The 17346-nt window shown below is 50.2% G+C and carries 19 protein-coding genes; 18 read left to right on the top strand and 1 reads right to left on the bottom strand.

Features of this window, described 5'->3' with window-relative positions; translation table 11 throughout:
• Window positions 1-2 precede the first annotated feature (2 nt).
• The 13 genes from larE to HPY81_02375 all read left to right on the top strand — a co-directional run bounded on the left by larE (window position 3) and on the right by HPY81_02375 (window position 11821).
• Entirely contained in the window at window positions 3-848 is an 846-nt protein-coding gene (gene larE, locus HPY81_02315) for an ATP-dependent sacrificial sulfur transferase LarE (GenBank protein ID NPV26295.1), read from the top strand.
• The gene (gene larB, locus HPY81_02320; GenBank protein ID NPV26296.1) at window positions 826-1581 is read left to right on the top strand and encodes a nickel pincer cofactor biosynthesis protein LarB; all 756 of its coding nucleotides are present in this window, start codon (window positions 826-828) and stop codon (window positions 1579-1581) included. Before larE ends, larB begins: the two co-directional genes overlap by 23 nt.
• Before the next feature lie 186 nt (window positions 1582-1767).
• Entirely contained in the window at window positions 1768-2313 is a 546-nt protein-coding gene (locus tag HPY81_02325; protein ID NPV26297.1) for a hypothetical protein, read from the top strand.
• Between the two features lie 130 nt (window positions 2314-2443).
• The gene (locus HPY81_02330) at window positions 2444-2758 is read left to right on the top strand and encodes a J domain-containing protein (protein NPV26298.1); all 315 of its coding nucleotides are present in this window, start codon (window positions 2444-2446) and stop codon (window positions 2756-2758) included.
• A gap of 622 nt (window positions 2759-3380) precedes the next feature.
• Window positions 3381-4076, top strand: coding sequence for a response regulator transcription factor (locus tag HPY81_02335; protein NPV26299.1), 696 nt, complete (start codon window positions 3381-3383; stop codon window positions 4074-4076).
• Window positions 4076-5851 (top strand): phosphate regulon sensor histidine kinase PhoR, encoded by a 1776-nt coding sequence (phoR, locus tag HPY81_02340; GenBank protein NPV26300.1) that lies wholly within the window; start codon window positions 4076-4078, stop codon window positions 5849-5851. The genes HPY81_02335 and phoR overlap by 1 nt, the downstream gene beginning before the upstream one ends.
• A gap of 145 nt (window positions 5852-5996) precedes the next feature.
• Window positions 5997-6857 carry a phosphate ABC transporter permease subunit PstC gene (gene pstC, locus HPY81_02345; GenBank protein NPV26301.1) on the top strand — a complete coding sequence of 287 codons (861 nt, stop codon included), beginning with the start codon at window positions 5997-5999 and terminating at the stop codon, window positions 6855-6857.
• A gap of 5 nt (window positions 6858-6862) precedes the next feature.
• A complete protein-coding gene (gene pstA, locus HPY81_02350) occupies window positions 6863-7699 on the top strand; it encodes a phosphate ABC transporter permease PstA (protein ID NPV26302.1) in 837 nt (278 codons plus the stop codon).
• A 30-nt stretch (window positions 7700-7729) separates the two neighbouring features.
• Window positions 7730-8491, top strand: coding sequence for a phosphate ABC transporter ATP-binding protein (locus tag HPY81_02355; protein ID NPV26303.1), 762 nt, complete (start codon window positions 7730-7732; stop codon window positions 8489-8491).
• Between the two features lie 12 nt (window positions 8492-8503).
• Window positions 8504-9178, top strand: a complete 675-nt coding sequence (gene phoU, locus HPY81_02360) for a phosphate signaling complex protein PhoU (GenBank protein ID NPV26304.1) — start codon at window positions 8504-8506, stop codon at window positions 9176-9178.
• 76 nt (window positions 9179-9254) lie between these two features.
• Entirely contained in the window at window positions 9255-9968 is a 714-nt protein-coding gene (locus HPY81_02365) for a metallophosphoesterase family protein (protein ID NPV26305.1), read from the top strand.
• A gap of 213 nt (window positions 9969-10181) precedes the next feature.
• Entirely contained in the window at window positions 10182-10325 is a 144-nt protein-coding gene (locus tag HPY81_02370) for a hypothetical protein (protein NPV26306.1), read from the top strand.
• 659 nt (window positions 10326-10984) lie between these two features.
• A complete protein-coding gene (locus tag HPY81_02375; GenBank protein ID NPV26307.1) occupies window positions 10985-11821 on the top strand; it encodes a phosphate ABC transporter substrate-binding protein in 837 nt (278 codons plus the stop codon).
• Window positions 11822-11892: 71 nt separating this feature from the next.
• Here the strand turns inward: HPY81_02375 and HPY81_02380 are convergent, their stop codons facing one another.
• The gene (locus tag HPY81_02380) at window positions 11893-13707 is read right to left on the bottom strand and encodes an SH3 domain-containing protein (protein NPV26308.1); all 1815 of its coding nucleotides are present in this window, start codon (window positions 13705-13707) and stop codon (window positions 11893-11895) included.
• Window positions 13708-13977: 270 nt separating this feature from the next.
• On the opposite strand from HPY81_02380, the gene HPY81_02385 reads away from it, so the two are divergent.
• The 5 genes from HPY81_02385 to aroF (HPY81_02405) all read left to right on the top strand — a co-directional run bounded on the left by HPY81_02385 (window position 13978) and on the right by aroF (HPY81_02405) (window position 17344).
• Complete coding sequence (locus HPY81_02385; protein NPV26309.1) at window positions 13978-14394, top strand: hut operon positive regulator HutP; 417 nt, start codon at window positions 13978-13980, stop codon at window positions 14392-14394.
• 21 nt (window positions 14395-14415) lie between these two features.
• Window positions 14416-14787 (top strand): chorismate mutase, encoded by a 372-nt coding sequence (aroH, locus tag HPY81_02390; protein NPV26310.1) that lies wholly within the window; start codon window positions 14416-14418, stop codon window positions 14785-14787.
• Window positions 14788-14887: 100 nt separating this feature from the next.
• Window positions 14888-15712 carry a 3-deoxy-7-phosphoheptulonate synthase gene (gene aroF, locus HPY81_02395; GenBank protein ID NPV26311.1) on the top strand — a complete coding sequence of 275 codons (825 nt, stop codon included), beginning with the start codon at window positions 14888-14890 and terminating at the stop codon, window positions 15710-15712.
• 14 nt (window positions 15713-15726) lie between these two features.
• The gene (locus tag HPY81_02400; protein NPV26312.1) at window positions 15727-16101 is read left to right on the top strand and encodes a hypothetical protein; all 375 of its coding nucleotides are present in this window, start codon (window positions 15727-15729) and stop codon (window positions 16099-16101) included.
• 229 nt (window positions 16102-16330) lie between these two features.
• The gene (gene aroF, locus HPY81_02405) at window positions 16331-17344 is read left to right on the top strand and encodes a 3-deoxy-7-phosphoheptulonate synthase (GenBank protein NPV26313.1); all 1014 of its coding nucleotides are present in this window, start codon (window positions 16331-16333) and stop codon (window positions 17342-17344) included.
• Window positions 17345-17346: the final 2 nt, after the last annotated feature.

Below are 17346 nucleotides of genomic sequence, written 5' to 3' on the forward strand. Positions count from 1 at the left end.
ACATGGAGACCATCCAGAAGAAATTGGTCATGTTGAAAAAACTATTAACCGAACTTGATAGCGTAATGATCGCTTATTCAGGTGGGGTGGACAGTGCCTTTTTGCTACGGGTGGCACTTGAAGTCCTTGGAACTGAACGCGTCCAGGCAGTGATGATCGTTTCGGAAACTGGCCCTCCCGGTGAGACCCAGGAAGCGATCCGACTGGCCCAGGCCCTAGGCGCTCCATTAAAGGTGTTGCCTTTGGCTGAGTTGGAGAACAAGAAGTTTACGGATAACGCACCTGACCGCTGTTACCACTGCAAGTTTACCCGGTTTACTCGACTGATGGAATTGGCCCGTGAGCATGGTCTAGTTGCGGTAGTCGATGGGTCCAACGCGGATGATGCTCAAGACTACCGACCTGGGCAACTAGCCGGCCGAGAATTAGGGGTACGGTCACCGCTGCAGGAGGTGGGCCTGACCAAGAATGAGATCCGGATCTTATCCCGGGAAATGAACCTGCCCACCTGGAATAAGCCAGCTTCATCCTGCTTAGCCTCCCGCATACCTTACGGTCAACCGATTACCCGTGAAAAGTTAGTCCAGATCGGTCGGGCGGAAAGATACCTGCAGAGCCTGGGTTTGCGTCAGGTCAGGGTCCGCCACCATGGACAGATTGCCCGGATCGAAGTCCAAACGAATCAGTTTAGCCTTCTCCTTCAGCCGGCGGCTGCCCGTCGGGTGGTGAATTTTTTTAAATCGCTGGGGTTTATTTACATCACGCTGGACATGGAGGGTTATCAAATGGGGAGTCTTAACAGGGAAATTGGAGGTCGTCCAGCCCATGAACACGAAGAGCTTGCGTGAACTACTGGCCGGTGTTCAAGCCGGGCAAATAACTGTGGACCAGGCCTTAGAACAGCTCAAAAGCTGGCCTTATGAAGATCTAGGTTTTGCTAAACTCGATCACCACCGGCACCTGCGCAACGGTTTCCCGGAGGTGATTTTCTGTCCGGGTAAAACAGTTGAGCAGATCGTCTCAATTATGCAACGCATGTCTGCTGCTCACAACAACGTCCTGGCGACGCGGGCCTCGGCAGAAGTTTTCGCCGCGGTCCAGGCCGTGATCCCAGAGGCTGAGTACCATGAACTGGCCCGCCTGATCATTGTTCGCCGTCAGGTTACTCCACCGCGGGGAAAAGTATTAGTGATTAGCGCTGGTACAGCGGATCTGGCGGTGGCGGAGGAAGCCCGGCTCACCGCCGAGTTGCTTGGATGTGGTGTTGATTGCCTGTATGACGTAGGTGTGGCGGGGATTCATCGCCTGTTCGACCAGTGGCAAAAGTTGCAGGCGGCTCAGGTGATCGTGGTGGTGGCAGGAATGGAAGGAGCCTTAGCCAGTGTAGTTGGCGGTTTGGTAGACCGGCCGGTAATCGCTGTGCCAACCAGTGTCGGTTACGGGGCTAATTTTGGTGGCCTGTCGGCTTTGCTGGGGATGCTGAACAGTTGCGCGGCGGGAGTTGGGGTGGTCAATATCGACAACGGTTTTGGGGCGGCGGTCCTGGCCTGGTCGATCACGCGGGTCAATTTGCCGGAATAGATACACGGAGATGATTACAGGTAATGACCAGACACGTTATCGTGGTCGGCGGTGGAACGACCGGTATAGCAAAAGCTAGTCCATTTTTATAGGATAATTTTCCGGTTCAGCGCATATGATATTAGTGCCCGGTTGTCGGTATCGGCGACGGTGCAGAGAAACAAGGCCAAGAGGGAGTGAGTCTAAGTGAAACAGCCTCTCCCCGAGGAGCGGTTTCTGTCCTGGGCTGACCGGATTGAGCGATTTCTGCTGCGGTTTGTGATTATCGGACTGGTAGTCTTAGTAGTAACCCAATCACTTTTAACCAGTGACCCGCTTCGCTTTTATCTGAGTTTTGCTGAACGAATGGAAGGGAGAAGTCTTGACCTCGATAACGCGTACGTATTTAAAGATGTAGATGACGCAAACCAGCCGGGGTCTGAGATGAGCCTGAGCGGGAGACCTTCTGTCCCTACCGGTACCTTGACGGTTAGTCTCCTCAATTATTCTTCTTTGCAGAAAGCAGTTCTGCTGCGTAATGGTGAACCGATTGGCGATTTTCGCGACAAACACCTCACGGTCAGGGTACATGCTGGTGATGTGCTGGAGGTTGACGGTTCTTATTACAACTACCCGTTGGCGTTGGAGATCACCGCCGCTTCAGAGAACATCGTTAGTCCCAAAGTTAAACAACGAATTGAAGTTAAACACAACGTGGTCAAATTAGGGGTAGTACAACTAAAGGATAAGTGATTGGCTGTGATTGGCTAATTCTAATGACTGACCTTCTCGAACTTTTGGGAAGGTTTTATTTTTTGGTCAGTTGACTGTTATTATTGTCATTGTTAAGCTGAAGACAGCAAGTACAAAAGGAGTTGCCAGCATGGAAGATTATTATGCTGTATTGGGAGTGGCCCGCCACGCTTCGCTCAAGGAAATTAAACAGGCATATCGCCGTCTGGCACGCAAATACCATCCTGACGTTAACCGAAATAATCCCGAGGCGGAAGAAAAAATCAAGCTCATCAATCAGGCTTACGACACCCTAAGTGATCCCGGGAAACGCGCGAAGTACGATGCTCACGGGTTCGTGCCTATCTCACCCACCAGCCCAGCGGACGCTCAGCCAGATGATGGAAATGATTTTGACCCGGGTTTGGAGTTTATGCGTTTATGTATGATGTGGATGAACAGATAAGCCAGTATTGTAATCAATAATACTGTCTTGGGAAAAATCTGAATGAGTTCGAGTATTGATGGAAAGGTTGAGCGAATTGGACAATGTGACTGTAGTTTGTGGCATGCCCAAGGCGACAGAAAAGAATAAGGCGATCTGCCTGGGAACCTGATGCAAACCCGTGGTGCAATTGGTGATTGCGAAGGTGAAAGCTTTTTTAACTGAAAACTAACAATTCCTTAACTGAGAGTTAACATTGTTCTATTAATCTAGTCTTAGGCAGCCAGCCCTATCTTTTGTAAAATTAAAACAGTTACAGGAGGGATTTTGCTTAAAAGGTGGCCCCTGGGTTTTGATAAACTGAGGGTTTACGCATATGAGTAGAGTTTCGCGTAAATGTAATAATTGCTTAACAATTTTTAAATCTTTCCATGATAAAATGATTCTAGAAAGGAGGGAGGCAACCGCGTGACTAAAGAACTAATTGAGCAAATTTTGCGAGAGATTGGTTTAGAGCATCTTCCCCAAACTGAACACGTTTCTCAGGAGAGCACCACTGAGCAAAAACGCTGAAGTGGTGTTTTTCTTTGGGTTTTGATATAGTAATTTTATCAAGCAGTTATAATGAGGGGGATTGGCCAAGATGGGTAAGCGGATCCTGGTGGTCGACGATGAGGAAGCCATTGCTCGCCTGGTTGCCTATAACTTGAAAAAAGAGGGGTTTGAGGCGATTATGGCCAGTGACGGTCTGGAGGCGCTGCAGAAGGTTAAGTCTGAGCAGCCCGACCTGGTGATCCTGGACATTATGCTGCCAGGGATTGACGGCTACGATGTCTGCCGGCTGATGCGGAAAGAGGATATCTCGATCCCGGTGATCATGTTGACGGCCAAGGATGATGAGGTGGATAAAATCCTGGGATTAGAACTGGGCGGTGACGATTATGTTACTAAACCTTTTAGCCCGCGGGAGTTGATTGCCAGGGTCAAAGCCGTCTTGCGGCGGGTGCAGAAGAAACAGGACGCGTTTGCCAGCGACCAAATTGCTATCGGTGACCTGGTGGCTGATTTGGCCCGCCATGAGGTGACCGTTAATGGCCGGGAGGTGCAACTGACTCCCAAGGAGTTTGAACTCCTGGAATACTTGATCCGGAACGCTGGCCGCGTGGTCAGCCGGGATTTATTACTTGATCAGGTGTGGGACTACGAGTTCGCTGGCGATACCCGGATCGTGGACGTGCACATCAGCCGGCTGCGCGAAAAAATTGAGCGTGACCCAAAGAATCCCGAATATATTCTGACGATTCGGGGTGTGGGTTACAAGTTTAAGGAGCGAAACTAATGTTTAAGAGTTTGAAATGGAAGCTATCAGCCAGCTTCATTGCCCTGGTGCTGGTCTCGATTCTGGTGCTGGGCGGGTACTTGATTGAGGTGCTGGAACGGTATTTTATTGAGGACTTACGGGGGCAACTCTTAACTGAAGCCAGATTAGTCCGGGAGATGGTCGCGCCGGCTATTGACCGCTCTGACCGGTCGACGGTGATGGTGCAGTTGGCTGAACGTCTTAGCCGCGTAACCGAGACCAGAGTGACTATTATCGACGCTGATGGGGTGGTGCTGGGGGATTCTCAAGAGCTGGCTTCGCAAATGGATAACCATTTACAACGGCCAGAAATCCAGCAGGCCCTGACCGAAGGGATCGGGATCTCGGAACGGGAAAGTACCACCGTCAAAACCCGCATGATGTATGTGGCCTTGCCGATCGAAGGGCCAACGGGGCCTAAAGGGTTTGTGCGTCTAGCCCTATCATTGACAGAAATTCACCGAGCTTTATCTCGCCTGTGGGTGATGGTTATTACTGCCTTCTTGTTTTCTGCGGTGCTGGCGGCGGTAATTGGCTTGAAGCTGGCGGAACGTTTAACCCGGCCTATTCAAGAAATGACGCTGGCGGCGAAAAGAATGGCTGAAGGGGATTTCAGCCTGCGCACCTACACAACGCACCAGGATGAGGTTGGGGTGCTGGGTTTAGCTTTGAACCGAATGGCTCAGCAACTTAAAGAAACTATTGACGAAGTCTCCATGGGTAAGAGTAAACTGGAATCTGTTCTGGCCAGCATGGTTAGTGGCGTGATCTTTGTTAGCGGCGATGGCCGAATCGATTTAATCAACCCGGCGGCCAAAAAGATCCTGGGGATCGAGCGAAATGTGCTGGTTGGCCGACCGCAGGCGGAAGTAATCCGTAACTATGACCTTAGCACTTTGGTCAGCCGAGTTCTCAAGAATCGGGAAGCGGTACATGAAGAACTGTTATTGCTTTCGCCGCACGAGAAAACGGTTGAAGTAAATTTCACCCCAATTCATGGGCAAGGGGAACAGAACCTGGGGGTAGTGGTTGTCCTCCACGACATTACAGAGATCCGTAAACTTGAGCGGATGCGGGCTGATTTTGTTGCTAATGTATCGCATGAATTAAAAACACCGGTAACGTCACTTAAGGGATATGCCGAGACCTTGCTGGATGGGGCGTTAGATGACCCGGAAACTGCCCGGGAATTTGTCAAGATAATTTTAAACGAAGCTGAGCGGTTGCGGTTGTTGATCCATGACCTGTTGGAATTGTCCAAGATCGAGTCTAAGGTAGATCCAGTCAGAATGGTGAGTTTTAATCTGAGCGAGCTGCTCAAAAATTTAGCGGTGAAGTTTAAACCTCAGGTGGAAGAAAAGCAGGTCCGATTTGCCTTAGTGGTACCTGAGCCCCCGGTTTATGCCCTGGGAGACCCTGACCGGATCGAACAAGTAATGATTAATCTGATCGATAATGCTATTAAATACACTCCGCCAGGAGGACGAGTCGAGGTCAGAGTAAGCGAAAGAGAAAACGATGTTTTAGTAGAAGTGGTCGATACCGGTATCGGGATCCCCGAGCAAGATTTATCCCGGATTTTTGAGCGGTTCTACCGAGTGGATAAGGCCAGAAGCAGGAAGCTAGGCGGAACTGGACTGGGTTTGGCGATTGTCAAACATATTCTGGAGGCCCACAACACCCAGATTCAAGTGGAGAGTACCCTGGGTCAGGGATCAAGATTTTATTTCACACTATCGAAGGGTAACAGATAAATCCCATTATTATCTTTTGAACATAACGGCTTAAACGGCCGTCTTTTGTTTTGTTAACGAAATTGTTACAATTCTTCAATCCCACTTTTACAATCAATTGATATGCTGTAAATGACCAGATCCAGTAGAGGAGGGTGTTGACCAAATGCCAAAACCCATTCACACCAAAACAACTGAACTCATCGTGGAAAAAACTCTCTTCCTCAGCGCAATTGCGGCGGTGCTGATCATCATCCTGATCGGTGTCTTTGTGTTTATCTCCGGCTGGCCGATCCTGCAAAAAGTAGGTCTCTTTGATTTTGTTTTTGGTACCAAGTGGGACCCCGACCACGGGGTGTATGGTATTTTACCGATGGTGGTGGGCTCAGTCCTGGTTACCCTGGGCGCCCTAGTCCTGGGTGTTCCGTTTGGCCTGGCCGGGGCGATTTTTTTGGCGGAAATTGCTCCACCGCGGGCGGCACAGTGGGTGCGGCCAGCCATTGAGCTGTTGGCCGGGATTCCCTCGGTTGTCTATGGTTTTTTTGGCCTGGTGGTGATCGTGCCGTTTTTAAGGGAGCATGCCGGGGGTTCAGGTTTTAGCGTATTGGCCGGGGCAATCATTCTAGCGATTATGATTCTTCCGACAATCCTCAATATATCAGAGACTTCACTCAGATCGGTGCCGGGGGAGTATAAAGAAGGTTCATTTGCCCTGGGGGCCAACCACTGGCAGACGATAAAATGGATTTGCCTGCCGGTTGCTCGTTCCGGTATTGTAGCCGGGGTGGTGCTGGGGATGGCCAGGGCGATTGGCGAGACCATGGCGGTGATTATGGTGACCGGCAACGTTACCCTTATCCCCAGTTCCATATTTGACCCAATTCGGACACTCACGGGAAATATCGTGATGGAAATGGGCTATGCCGCGGGCGAGCACCAGCAGGCTCTGTTCGCGACGGGGATTATCCTGTTTATCTTTATTATGCTTTTAAATCTAATGGTTCAATTAAGCCCCAAAGGTAGGTGAACGGCATGTTTTGGTCGGCTAAACAAGAAGAAAAGATCTTCAAGTTTATCCTCTGGGCGGTCGCGGTGGGCACATTGCTGATCCTATTCACGATTATTGGTCATATTTTAATTCACGGGGTTGGCGGGCTGAACTGGGAGTTTATTACCGAGGAACCGCGGCGGATGGGGAAAGAAGGCGGTATTTTCTCAATGATCGTCGGCACCCTTTATTTGATGGTTGCGTCACTGGTCGTGGCTACTCCGATCGGAGTAGGAGCGGCGATCTTCCTCACCGAATACGTCAAAAAAGGCCGGGTGGTTCAGGTAATCCGCTTCGGTACCGAATCTCTGGCGGCCGTACCCTCAATCATTTTTGGGCTGTTTGGCTTTGTGTTGTTTGTCATCACCCTGGGAATGGGGTGGTCGATTCTCTCCGGCGCGCTGACCCTTGCCTTTATGATCTTGCCCACCATTATTCGATCCGCTGAGGAAGCCATTAAAATGGTGCCAGACTCCTATCGTGAGGGTAGTTTGGCCCTGGGGGTGACGAAATGGTACACCATCCGAAAGGTTGTTCTTCCCTCCGCCCTGCCCGGGATTGCGACGGGGGTAATTCTGGGGATCGGTCGGGCGGTTGGCGAAACGGCGGCTGTTTTATTGACGGCTGGGAGCGCTCTGGGTTTGCCAACTTCGATTATGGATCCCGCCCGCACGTTGTCCGTGCATTTGTATATTCTGGCTTCCGAAGGGATATCCATGGAAAAAGCTTATGCCAGCGCTACCGTCTTGATTATTGTGGTCATCGCAATTAATTTCTTGGCCAACCGGCTAATGGCCAGGTTAGTGGGCCGAGCGGTGTGACCGCCCCTGACCGACTGAGAGGAGGTTACCATGTCAGTTACTAACAAGATGGAGACCCGGGAACTGGAATTGTTCTACGGTAATTTCCCTGCCCTGCATTCGATCAGTTTACCAATCTTAGCGAACCGGGTAACGGCGTTAATCGGTCCCTCTGGTTGTGGTAAGTCAAGTTTCCTGCGGACGCTCAACCGGATGAATGACTTGATTGAAGGGACGACGGTTAAGGGAAAGGTTTTTTTGGATGGGCAAGACATTTACGCGCCTGAGGTTGACCCCGTCAGCCTGCGGAAGCGGGTCGGGATGGTCTTTCAGAAACCCAATCCGTTCCCCATGTCGGTTTACGACAATGTGGCTTATGGCCCGCGGGCCCATGGTCTGAAGGACAGGCGAAGGTTGAATGAAATTGTGGAGAAAAGCCTCACCGAGGCCGCGCTCTGGGAGGAAGTCAAGGATCGGCTGAACCAGTCTGCCTTACGGTTATCGGGTGGGCAGCAGCAGCGCTTGGTCATCGCCCGTGTCCTGGCCGTGGAGCCCGAAGTTTTGCTGATGGACGAGCCGGCTTCGGCGCTTGATCCAATTTCGACGGCCAAATTAGAGGATTTAATTTTAGATTTAAAAAAACAGTACACGATAGTTATAGTGACCCATAACATGCAACAGGCGGCGAGAATTTCGGACTATACCGCATTCTTCCTGAATGGAGAAATGATTGAGTATGGACCGACGAAAGAGTTGTTTACTCAGCCCCAGGATAAGCGGACCGAAGACTACGTCACCGGCAGATTTGGGTAAGGAGGAGAGCTGATGAGCAGAAAGTCGTTTCACACTGCTTTAGATGAATTAAGTCAGGATGTCCTGCGGATGGGTACCCTGGTTGAGAATGCGATTTGTTTGGCCGTCAAATCGCTGGCGGAACGAGATCTGAAACTGGCGGAGAAGATTATTGCTGATGATGATCTGGTTGACAGCTTGCAGTTAGAGATTGAAGACAAATGCTTAACAATGCTGGCCCTGCAGCAGCCGATGGCCAGCGACCTGCGGATGATCGGCGCCGCCTTGAAGATCGTCACCGACCTGGAGCGGATGGCGGATCACGCGGTTGACATCGCGCGGGTGACGTTGGAACTGCGCGGTGAGCCGTTAATCAAGCCCCTGGTCGATATTCCCAAAATGGCCAGACTGGCCCAGGAGATGGTGCGTGAAAGTTTAACCGCCTATATTGAACGCGATCCACAATTAGCGCAAAGTCTGGCGATTAAAGAAAAGGAAGTAGACCACCTATTTAACCTGGTCTTTCAAGAACTGCTCCAGTTGATGACCAGGGATCCCTCGACCATCCGTCAAGGGGTGTACCTTCTGCTGGTGGCCCTTTTCCTGGAACGGGTCGCTGACCACGTAACCAACCTGGGGGAATGGACAATTTATCTGGTAACTGGGAAGAGAAAAGACCTCAATGATGACGAAGAGATGTTTGAATAGAGTGGCTGGTTTAAATTCAAAAGTTTGAAAAGGGATGAAATCAAATTTAGAGGAAAGTGAAGCGGGGTCAAGAAGGATGAAGATTGCTTTTCTGGCTGATATCCATTCCAACATTCACGCGCTGACTGCGGTTCTGGAGAATATTGCCCAACAGGATGTTGATCTCGTAGCCTGCCTAGGTGACCTGGTTGGTTATGGCGCCTTCCCCAACCAGGTCATCGACACCATCCGGCAGCGCAATATTCTTACGGTGATGGGGAACTATGATGACAGCGTGGGCAATGACCGGCTGGTTTGTGGCTGTGCGTTTAAAGATGACCGGGCAGCGGAATTAGGGCTGAGGTCTCTTTTGTGGACGAAGACCAACACCAGCAAGCACAACAAACGGTGGCTGGCGAATTTGCCGTGGACAATTGTCCTGGAATACACAAACTGGAAGGTCAGAATGGTCCACGGGAGCCCTTCTTCTCTGAATGAATACCTGTTCGCTGATACCCCAGTTTTAAACCAGGTAGCCGCCAACTTAGCGGAGGATATTCTGGTCTGCGGGCACACCCATTTGCCGTATTTCCGAGCGGTGAGCGAGAAATGGGTCTTAAACGCGGGCAGTGTAGGCAAACCGAAACACGGCCGGCCGACTGCCAGTTATGTCATTCTTGATCTGGATGATCGTGTTCCTCGGGCAGAGATTGTAGAAGTCAACTACGATTATGCGAGTGCGGCGAATGAGATCGTCAAGGCGGGTTTGCCAGCGGAATTTGCTGAAATCATTAGGACTGGGAAAGTATAAGATAATTAAAAATAAAAAAGAGCCCGTAATGACCTACGCTACAGCTACTACAGATCCCTGCATAGCCCACGGCAATCTTTCGACTACCGTAGACCATTACGAAACCTATAGTAACCTTTGCTCGGCTATCATGAGTCCCTGAGAAGCCGGTAGCAATCTCTCGACTGCTACCGACCTCTTGAATTTTCCTCAAGGAAAAGACCTTCGGCACCCATGACAACCTTAGCTCGATTACCAGGCATCCCTTTTGACCCGGCAGTAATCGTTCGGACTACTGCCGAGCCTGACAGGACACCTGATAGTCTGCTCGCCGGCTATTATCAAGCCTTAAAACACGAGGTGTTAATATTGACCTGATAATAACCTTTGACCGACTATTACAGAGCCTGGTTAGACCCTGTAACAGTCTTGGCTCGGCCATTACGAACCCTTCTGAGCATTAGTATAACCAGATGATCTCGGAGCATTCATGGTATTTAATACCTGTAATCATAAAAATTGGAATAGTGGCCACCCCCTGGACAGTTGCCGACGGTCGTTACCCGATTGTCCGTCCTTTTGTATTGGTAAAGCGATTCCTAGTAAAATCAGTTGAACTTAAATAAACTGGTGTGAAATCGGACTTATAGAGTCCGTTTTTGTTTTCCCCAGCAACCTGAAATTTACAAGATGTTAAACCGGCCTTAATAGGAACGAAACAATCGCGAGCTATCCTAAGATTGAAGAAGAAATATTCATTATACGCTCGATAAACAGGAGGTGTTAGTATAAGGAGACTGAAGGCGGACTTGCACACAAAGGTTGTTTACGTAATTGTAACCAACTTGTTACCTTGGCTAAAAAAATTCTTTACACAACCTTGTTAAGATGAATGGTAAGAAAGAGAAAGCACATCTTCAAAGTAACCATTTTACTTGGGGGGTGGGGGATAGGCTTATTGAGAATCAGAGGAGTAAAGGATTGTATTGAATTTAAAGGATTGTATTGAATTTAGAGGAAAGGGATGATCGAGTAAAATGTTCAAAGGTAAAAAACTACTAGTAGTGATTGGCCTGATTTTTTCGGTAATGCTCACTCTGGTTGTTGGTTGTGGGACCAGTTCTCAATCCGAATCCGATAAGTCAAAGGTTACCGAAATTACTATTGCTGGTTCAACTTCGGTTCAGCCGATTTCAGAGGTTTTGGCTCAAGCGTTTATGGCCAAGCACCCGGAAATCAAGGTTAATGTTCAGGGTGGCGGCTCTACGGCTGGGATTCAAGCGGCAAAGACCGGCACAGCTAACATCGGTTCTTCTTCCCGGGAATTGAAGAGCGAAGAAAAAGGTCTGGTAGAAACCATGATCTGCAAAGACGGGATTGCCGTAGTGGTAAATCCGAAAAATGAAGTCAAGAATTTAACGATTGACCAAATTAGAAAAATTTATAAAGGTGAAATCACTAATTGGAAACAAGTTGGCGGTGCTGATAAGGAGATAAACGTGGTTACTCGAGAAGCAGGTTCCGGTACCCGGGGAGCGTTTGAAGAACTGGTCATGGGCAAAGATAACCCGATCAGCAGCAAAGCCATCGTGCAAAACTCAACCGGTGCTGTACGCACCACGGTAGCCGGAGATGTTAACGCAATTGGCTATGTTTCTCTAGCCAGTTTGAATGAATCAGTTAAAGCCCTCTCTGTTGATGGGGTAGAGCCTACGGTAGAAAATGTAAAGAACGGTACCTATAAGATTTCCCGTCCATTCCTGTATTTAACGAAAGAACCCCCGGCTGGAGCAGTTAAGACTTTCATCGATTTCGTCATGTCACCGGAAGGCCAAAGTTTAATCCAAAAGGAAGGGTTAGTTTTAGTTAAGTAAAGAGCATATATAAATATGTTTTCAGACTAATAAAACGGGAGGTCTGATCACAGGCGCTCCCGTTGGCTTATTTACAGGTTGTTTTCCAGATCTGGCTCGCTGTTTTTTGAAATAGGCCGGGCAAAGTAGTTAACCAGACCGACGGTGATGGCTTCGGCGGTGCGCTGTCGGAAACTGTCGCTTCTGAGCAGGGCCTCGTCAGACGGATTGGAGATGAAGGCGGTTTCCACTAAAATCGCGGGTACCTTGCTTTCTCTCAGAACGACATAGCCGCGGCCGGGACTCTGTTTGGTGCCGTGGTCAGTTAAGCGGAGTTCTTGTACCAGCGCTTTTTGCACATCTGCGGCCAGCTGCAAGCTGCGTTCATCTTGAGTGGAACGATTAGCCGCACCAGTCGTGACAAAGTAATATGTAGTTATGCCATTGATTGACCGGTCGCCATCGGTTGAGTTGGCGTGAATGCTCAGGAACAAATCGGCCTTGAGTTCATTGGCCACGGCCGGTCGCTGCTCGAGAGGAATCAGCGTATCCGTTGTCCGCGTCAGCACTGCTTTGGCCCCCAGGCTATTCAGCAGTTCGGCCAGTCGCTGGGCGGTGTCTAAATTAAAGTCCTTTTCTTTAAGGCCGGTTGAGCCGGTGGCGCCAGGGTCTTCACCCCCATGGCCGGGATCAATGACAATGGTTTTACTCTTCAGACTTGGGGTAGACAGGTCTAATTGTAGGCTCTGGCCGGCATTGTTCACGATTGTCCGCAGGTTAACCGGTCGTTTCAGATCAATCACGAGCTGGGCCAAACCAGTCTCGTTATCCCGGCAGTTCAGCTGAACCTGCTCGACCAGATTATTGCGATCAACCTGAACCGTGGGGACGGCCTTAATTGGGTCTGATTGTGGATCAATGTTTTTAAAGGTTAGGACCAATCGATTGTTGGATTTGAGAACATCAAAATCAAGCATCCCGGTTGAGGTAATGTTGATCTGGAATCGTTCAGGATCGGCTAGTTGGGTCTTGATCGCTTTTAGTTGCACCGGCGGTAATAGCTGTGGAGCTGGTGGTGCCGGGTGTTCGTTCGAGCCGCTCCGTGAGGGTTGTTCAGTCCCCTGGATATCTACCAGCCAACCGGCGATCCAGCCAAGCCGGTGGTTTGAGAAAGTAACCTGGTACCAGTCGCCTGATTTCTTCAAGACGGAAAGACGGGTGCCTCGTTTAAATGTAGCCAGAATGGATGTTCTGGTGCTGGGACCACTGCGGATGTTGGCATACTTACCAGTTATCACTGCCGTCAGTTGCCGTCCCGTTTGCGCCGGTGTTTCAGTCGGGTTGTCCCGATCATCTCCGGTCATACTACTTGACACGGGTGCAACTACCCAGTTGGCTACCCAACCTTGACGGCCGTTGAAATCAATCTGGTACCACTCACCGCTTTGACCGGTTACAGCCATGGTCTGACCGGCGGTTGCCTTGCCGAGCAAGGAATAGCTTGTCCCCGGTCCAGTACGGATATTCGCGTAAGAACCCGCTACTCGGACGGCCTGAGCGTTTGACCCATTTTCGCTTACCTGTAACAGCCAGCCAGCCGCCCAGGCGGTTTTTCCATTAGACAGCTTAACTTGATACCAATCCCCCTGCGATTTAATTACCGAGAGGCGAGTGCCGCGCTCGACTTCTCCGATCTTAGCTGTGTTGGTGCTGGGTCCGGAACGAAGATTAAGGTACTTCCCAGTTACGACCGCAATGGAGTTTGCAAGTGTCGGTACCGGCGTAGCCAGGGTCAGGAAAAGTCCAAGACATAGCCCAGAAACCGTAACCACCATCACTACTCGGGGGAAAGTCGAAATTTTCTTGTCCGTCAGTAACCACACCTCCTTGAGATCCCTAATTGACATAATTCGGTTACCATAATAGATATTCGTCACTGACAGCAGAAAATCCTACCTGGTTTGACATTTGTCAACATTTACCAAAAAATATCCCGATATATCTAAAAAAATAACTCGAGTTTCTTAGTTTTTGAAACATTTACCAAACTTGCTGACCCTGTTTTCGTGTAATATAATACAGATAACCGCTGAATAAAGTGTACAGAAGAGTTATTTTATTAGCTTGAAGTGCTTATCTTGTGGTCTGAGTAATCAATAATTTGTGGGGGTGAGCGAATGAGCCATCTAGGAAGTAAAAAGGTGGCCAGCGCGGCGATTCGGATGGCTTTAAGCGATAGCCGGGTGGAAGAGGCCAACCTGAAGAAGGCTTTTCTGGAAGACGGGATTAAAAGCGTGGCCGTTGACTACGGTGGAGAATTTGTCAGCTCGGTCGGCAAGATCGTGGAGCGAGCGGTTGTGGCCGCCAAACGAGAAGGTGTCATCAAAGATACTCACCCCGACGAAGGAGCGGTGGCCGGGGCAGCGCGGGAGGCCTTATCCCAGATCATGCCCAAGGCTTTGGGCTTGAATGTTGGGGGTAAGATCGGGATTGCCAGGTGCCAGGACCACATCAGTGTGGCGATCTTTTTTGGCATCGGTTTGCTGCACCTGGATGAAGTCGCCATCGGTCTGGGACATCGAGCAGTGCCATAAGAATCAGGAAAGGAGAACAGTATGGCTGACAAGCAGTGCCGTGGTATTCGAGGAGCCATTACCGTTGAAGAAAATACTGACCATTGTATAAAATCTGCTACACGTGAACTATTGGTCAACCTGGTTGAAGAAAACCAAATCACTCCTGAAGACATTGTCAGCATCATTTTTACTGTAACCAAAGACTTGAATGCTGCTTTTCCAGCCGCGGCGGCCCGGGATTTGGGTTGGCGACACGTACCCCTTTTATGCTGTACTGAAATTGATGTTCCTGGGGCGATGGCGCGATGTGTTCGGGTGCTGCTCCACGTCAATACCACCCGGACGCAGGAAGAGATCAAACACGTCTATCTGAAAGATGCTGTCCGGTTACGACAAGATCTTTTTGAGTAAAAACAGGATTTAATGTGTTTATATTGAATATGTTATTGGTGAATTATAGCTTTTTTTCGAAAATATTGGATGGCGATTGAATATTAGGGAGAGATCGTTGGTGAAGCCGTACAGTCTGGTCTCCCGCGAGCAACATCAAGAGAATACAATTATCAAGCTGGGGCAACAGGAGATTGGCGGTACTGACCTGGTGGTGATGGCTGGTCCGTGTGCGGTAGAAAATCGGGAGGAGTACCTGCTTCTGGCCCAGCGGTTGAAAGAGTTGGGGGTACACGTGCTCAGGGGAGGAGCGTACAAACCCCGCACTTCACCCTACTCGTTTGCCGGCCTGGGGCGACAGGGACTGGCCATCCTGGCGGAGGCCAGGGAAATGACTGGTCTGCCAGTGGTGACCGAGGTCCTGGATGTCCGGGAACTGGAATGGGTAGTGGCGGCGGCTGATATTGTACAAATCGGCAGTCGCAATATGCAGAACTATAGCCTCCTGCATGAGGTTGGCCAGGTGGACAAGCCAGTCCTGCTCAAACGCGGTTTTTCCGCCACCATTGAAGAGTGGTTGCTTGCTGCTGAGCATATCGTAGCGGCGGGTAACCCCAAGGTAATCCTGTGTGAACGGGGAATCAGGACGTTTGAGACTTATACGCGGAACACCGTGGATATCAGCGCGATCCCGGCGGTGAAGCAGTTGTCCCACTTACCGATTATCGTTGATCCCAGTCATGCGACTGGCCGCTGGAATCTAGTAGCCCCGGTAGCCAGGGCAGCCATCGCAGCGGGGGCTGACGGCTTGTTGGTTGAAGTGCATGTCAACCCTGCTTGTGCCCTCTCAGACGGTTTTCAATCTTTGACCCCGGAGAACTTCGCGGAGTTGATGGCCGAACTTGCGCCCCTTGCTCGGGTAATGGGCCGACGGCTGATTCGTTAGAAAGGAGAATACTTATGACCAATGAAGAAAGAATTCTAAAGATATTAGAAACAATGCAAACTGAGATGAAAAGCATGCAAACTGAGATGAAAAGCATCCAAACCGAGATAAAAAGCATCCAAACTGAGATAAAAAGCATCCAAACTGAGATAAAGAGCATGCAAACCGAGATTAGAACTCTTAATCAACAACAGAAACAAACAATCGAGATGGTCTCAGACCTGATTCGGATCGTCGGCAACACCAATGCTGCTGTTGAAGAACTCCGCGAGGGCCAGTTCCACCTCGAAACCGAGGTTAAAGAAATCAAAGAAGGGCAGAAATCGATCTACCAACTGTTGGGTGAACACGAAATTGCCATTAGGACTCTGCAACGGCGTCCTGTGTAAGAAGAAAATGGTGTTGTCAGCTGAGTAAACCTTGTGGTATGATAATTTTTAACCAGTAGGGTTTGTAGGATGGAAGTTGCTAGTTAGCACGGTAGAGGAAAAGAACAACTCATGTAGGACGGTAGGACGGGTGTGATTGATACTTCTGGCACTCCGCCTCGGGGTGCTTTTTGTCTTAACCGCATCTTCACCTGGCCCTATTGGGAAAATATGCGGGGAGGGAAGAAACATGATTGTGGTCATGAATCGAGGGGCAAATCAGGAAGAGATTGACCAGGTTTTAGCGAAACTAGAGAAGGAAGGATTTAGCGTCCACCTGTCCCAGGGGGTGGAGCGGACCATTATCGGAGCGATCGGGGATAAAACTCGCTTGTCGATGGTGGCCCTGGAAGCTATGCCCGGCGTGGATAAGGTGGTGCCGATCTTGCAGCCATTCAAATTGGCCAGCCGTGACTTTCATCCGGACGATACGGTGATTCGTCTGGGCAATATCGAAATCGGTGGTAATCAGGTTCAGGTGATGGCCGGTCCGTGCGCCGTGGAATCCCGGGAACAGTTGCTGGAGACGGCCTACCGGGTCAAGGAAGCGGGGGCAACCATTCTGCGCGGTGGGGCTTTTAAACCCAGGACGTCGCCCTATTCCTTTCAAGGGTTGGGGGAAGAAGGCCTGCGTTTGCTGGCAGAAGCCCGCGAACAGACTGGGCTCTTAGTGGTGACTGAAGTCATGGACCCCCAGTCGGTTGATTTAGTCAGCAGTTACGCGGATATCCTGCAGATCGGGGCCAGAAACATGCAGAACTTCTTCTTATTGCGCGAAGTGGCGAAGACGAACAAACCGATTCTCCTGAAGCGAGGACCGTCAGCGACGCTGGAAGAATGGATCATGGCCGCTGAGTACATCATGCTGGGCGGTAACTACAACGTGATGTTCTGTGAACGAGGGATCCGCACCTTTGAATCCTACACCCGAAACACCCTGGATTTGAGCATGGTGCCGGCGCTCAAGTACCTGACCCATTTACCGGTCATCGTTGACCCCAGCCACGGGACTGGCAAGTGGCGCCTCGTGTCTCCGATGGCCCGGGCGGCGGTAGCTGCCGGGGCGGACGGCTTGATCGTTGAGGTTCATCCTCAGCCGAGTGAAGCCTTGTCCGATGGGCCGCAGTCTTTGACCCCAGACAATTTTGCCCTAATGATGAGCGACCTGCGCCGGGTAGCAGCAGCTGTTGGCCGGAGCATTTAAGG

The sequence above is a fragment of the Bacillota bacterium genome, assembly GCA_013178045.1.
GTDB lineage: Bacteria > Bacillota > Ch66 > Ch66 > Ch66 > Ch66.

What these genes read in the sequence shown, in the direction of transcription:
- larE (NPV26295.1), top strand. Translation starts at nt 3, where the DNA reads ATGGAGACCATCCAGAAGAAATTGGTCATGTTGAAAAAACTATTAACC.
- larB (NPV26296.1), top strand. Translation starts at nt 826, where the DNA reads ATGAACACGAAGAGCTTGCGTGAACTACTGGCCGGTGTTCAAGCCGGG.
- HPY81_02330 (NPV26298.1), top strand. Translation starts at nt 2,444, where the DNA reads ATGGAAGATTATTATGCTGTATTGGGAGTGGCCCGCCACGCTTCGCTC.
- HPY81_02335 (NPV26299.1), top strand. Translation starts at nt 3,381, where the DNA reads ATGGGTAAGCGGATCCTGGTGGTCGACGATGAGGAAGCCATTGCTCGC.
- phoR (NPV26300.1), top strand. Translation starts at nt 4,076, where the DNA reads ATGTTTAAGAGTTTGAAATGGAAGCTATCAGCCAGCTTCATTGCCCTG.
- pstC (NPV26301.1), top strand. Translation starts at nt 5,997, where the DNA reads ATGCCAAAACCCATTCACACCAAAACAACTGAACTCATCGTGGAAAAA.
- pstA (NPV26302.1), top strand. Translation starts at nt 6,863, where the DNA reads ATGTTTTGGTCGGCTAAACAAGAAGAAAAGATCTTCAAGTTTATCCTC.
- HPY81_02355 (NPV26303.1), top strand. Translation starts at nt 7,730, where the DNA reads ATGTCAGTTACTAACAAGATGGAGACCCGGGAACTGGAATTGTTCTAC.
- phoU (NPV26304.1), top strand. Translation starts at nt 8,504, where the DNA reads ATGAGCAGAAAGTCGTTTCACACTGCTTTAGATGAATTAAGTCAGGAT.
- HPY81_02365 (NPV26305.1), top strand. Translation starts at nt 9,255, where the DNA reads ATGAAGATTGCTTTTCTGGCTGATATCCATTCCAACATTCACGCGCTG.
- HPY81_02370 (NPV26306.1), top strand. Translation starts at nt 10,182, where the DNA reads ATGACAACCTTAGCTCGATTACCAGGCATCCCTTTTGACCCGGCAGTA.
- HPY81_02375 (NPV26307.1), top strand. Translation starts at nt 10,985, where the DNA reads ATGTTCAAAGGTAAAAAACTACTAGTAGTGATTGGCCTGATTTTTTCG.
- HPY81_02380 (NPV26308.1), bottom strand. Translation starts at nt 13,707, where the DNA reads ATGTCAATTAGGGATCTCAAGGAGGTGTGGTTACTGACGGACAAGAAA.
- HPY81_02385 (NPV26309.1), top strand. Translation starts at nt 13,978, where the DNA reads ATGAGCCATCTAGGAAGTAAAAAGGTGGCCAGCGCGGCGATTCGGATG.
- aroH (NPV26310.1), top strand. Translation starts at nt 14,416, where the DNA reads ATGGCTGACAAGCAGTGCCGTGGTATTCGAGGAGCCATTACCGTTGAA.
- HPY81_02400 (NPV26312.1), top strand. Translation starts at nt 15,727, where the DNA reads ATGACCAATGAAGAAAGAATTCTAAAGATATTAGAAACAATGCAAACT.
- aroF (NPV26313.1), top strand. Translation starts at nt 16,331, where the DNA reads ATGATTGTGGTCATGAATCGAGGGGCAAATCAGGAAGAGATTGACCAG.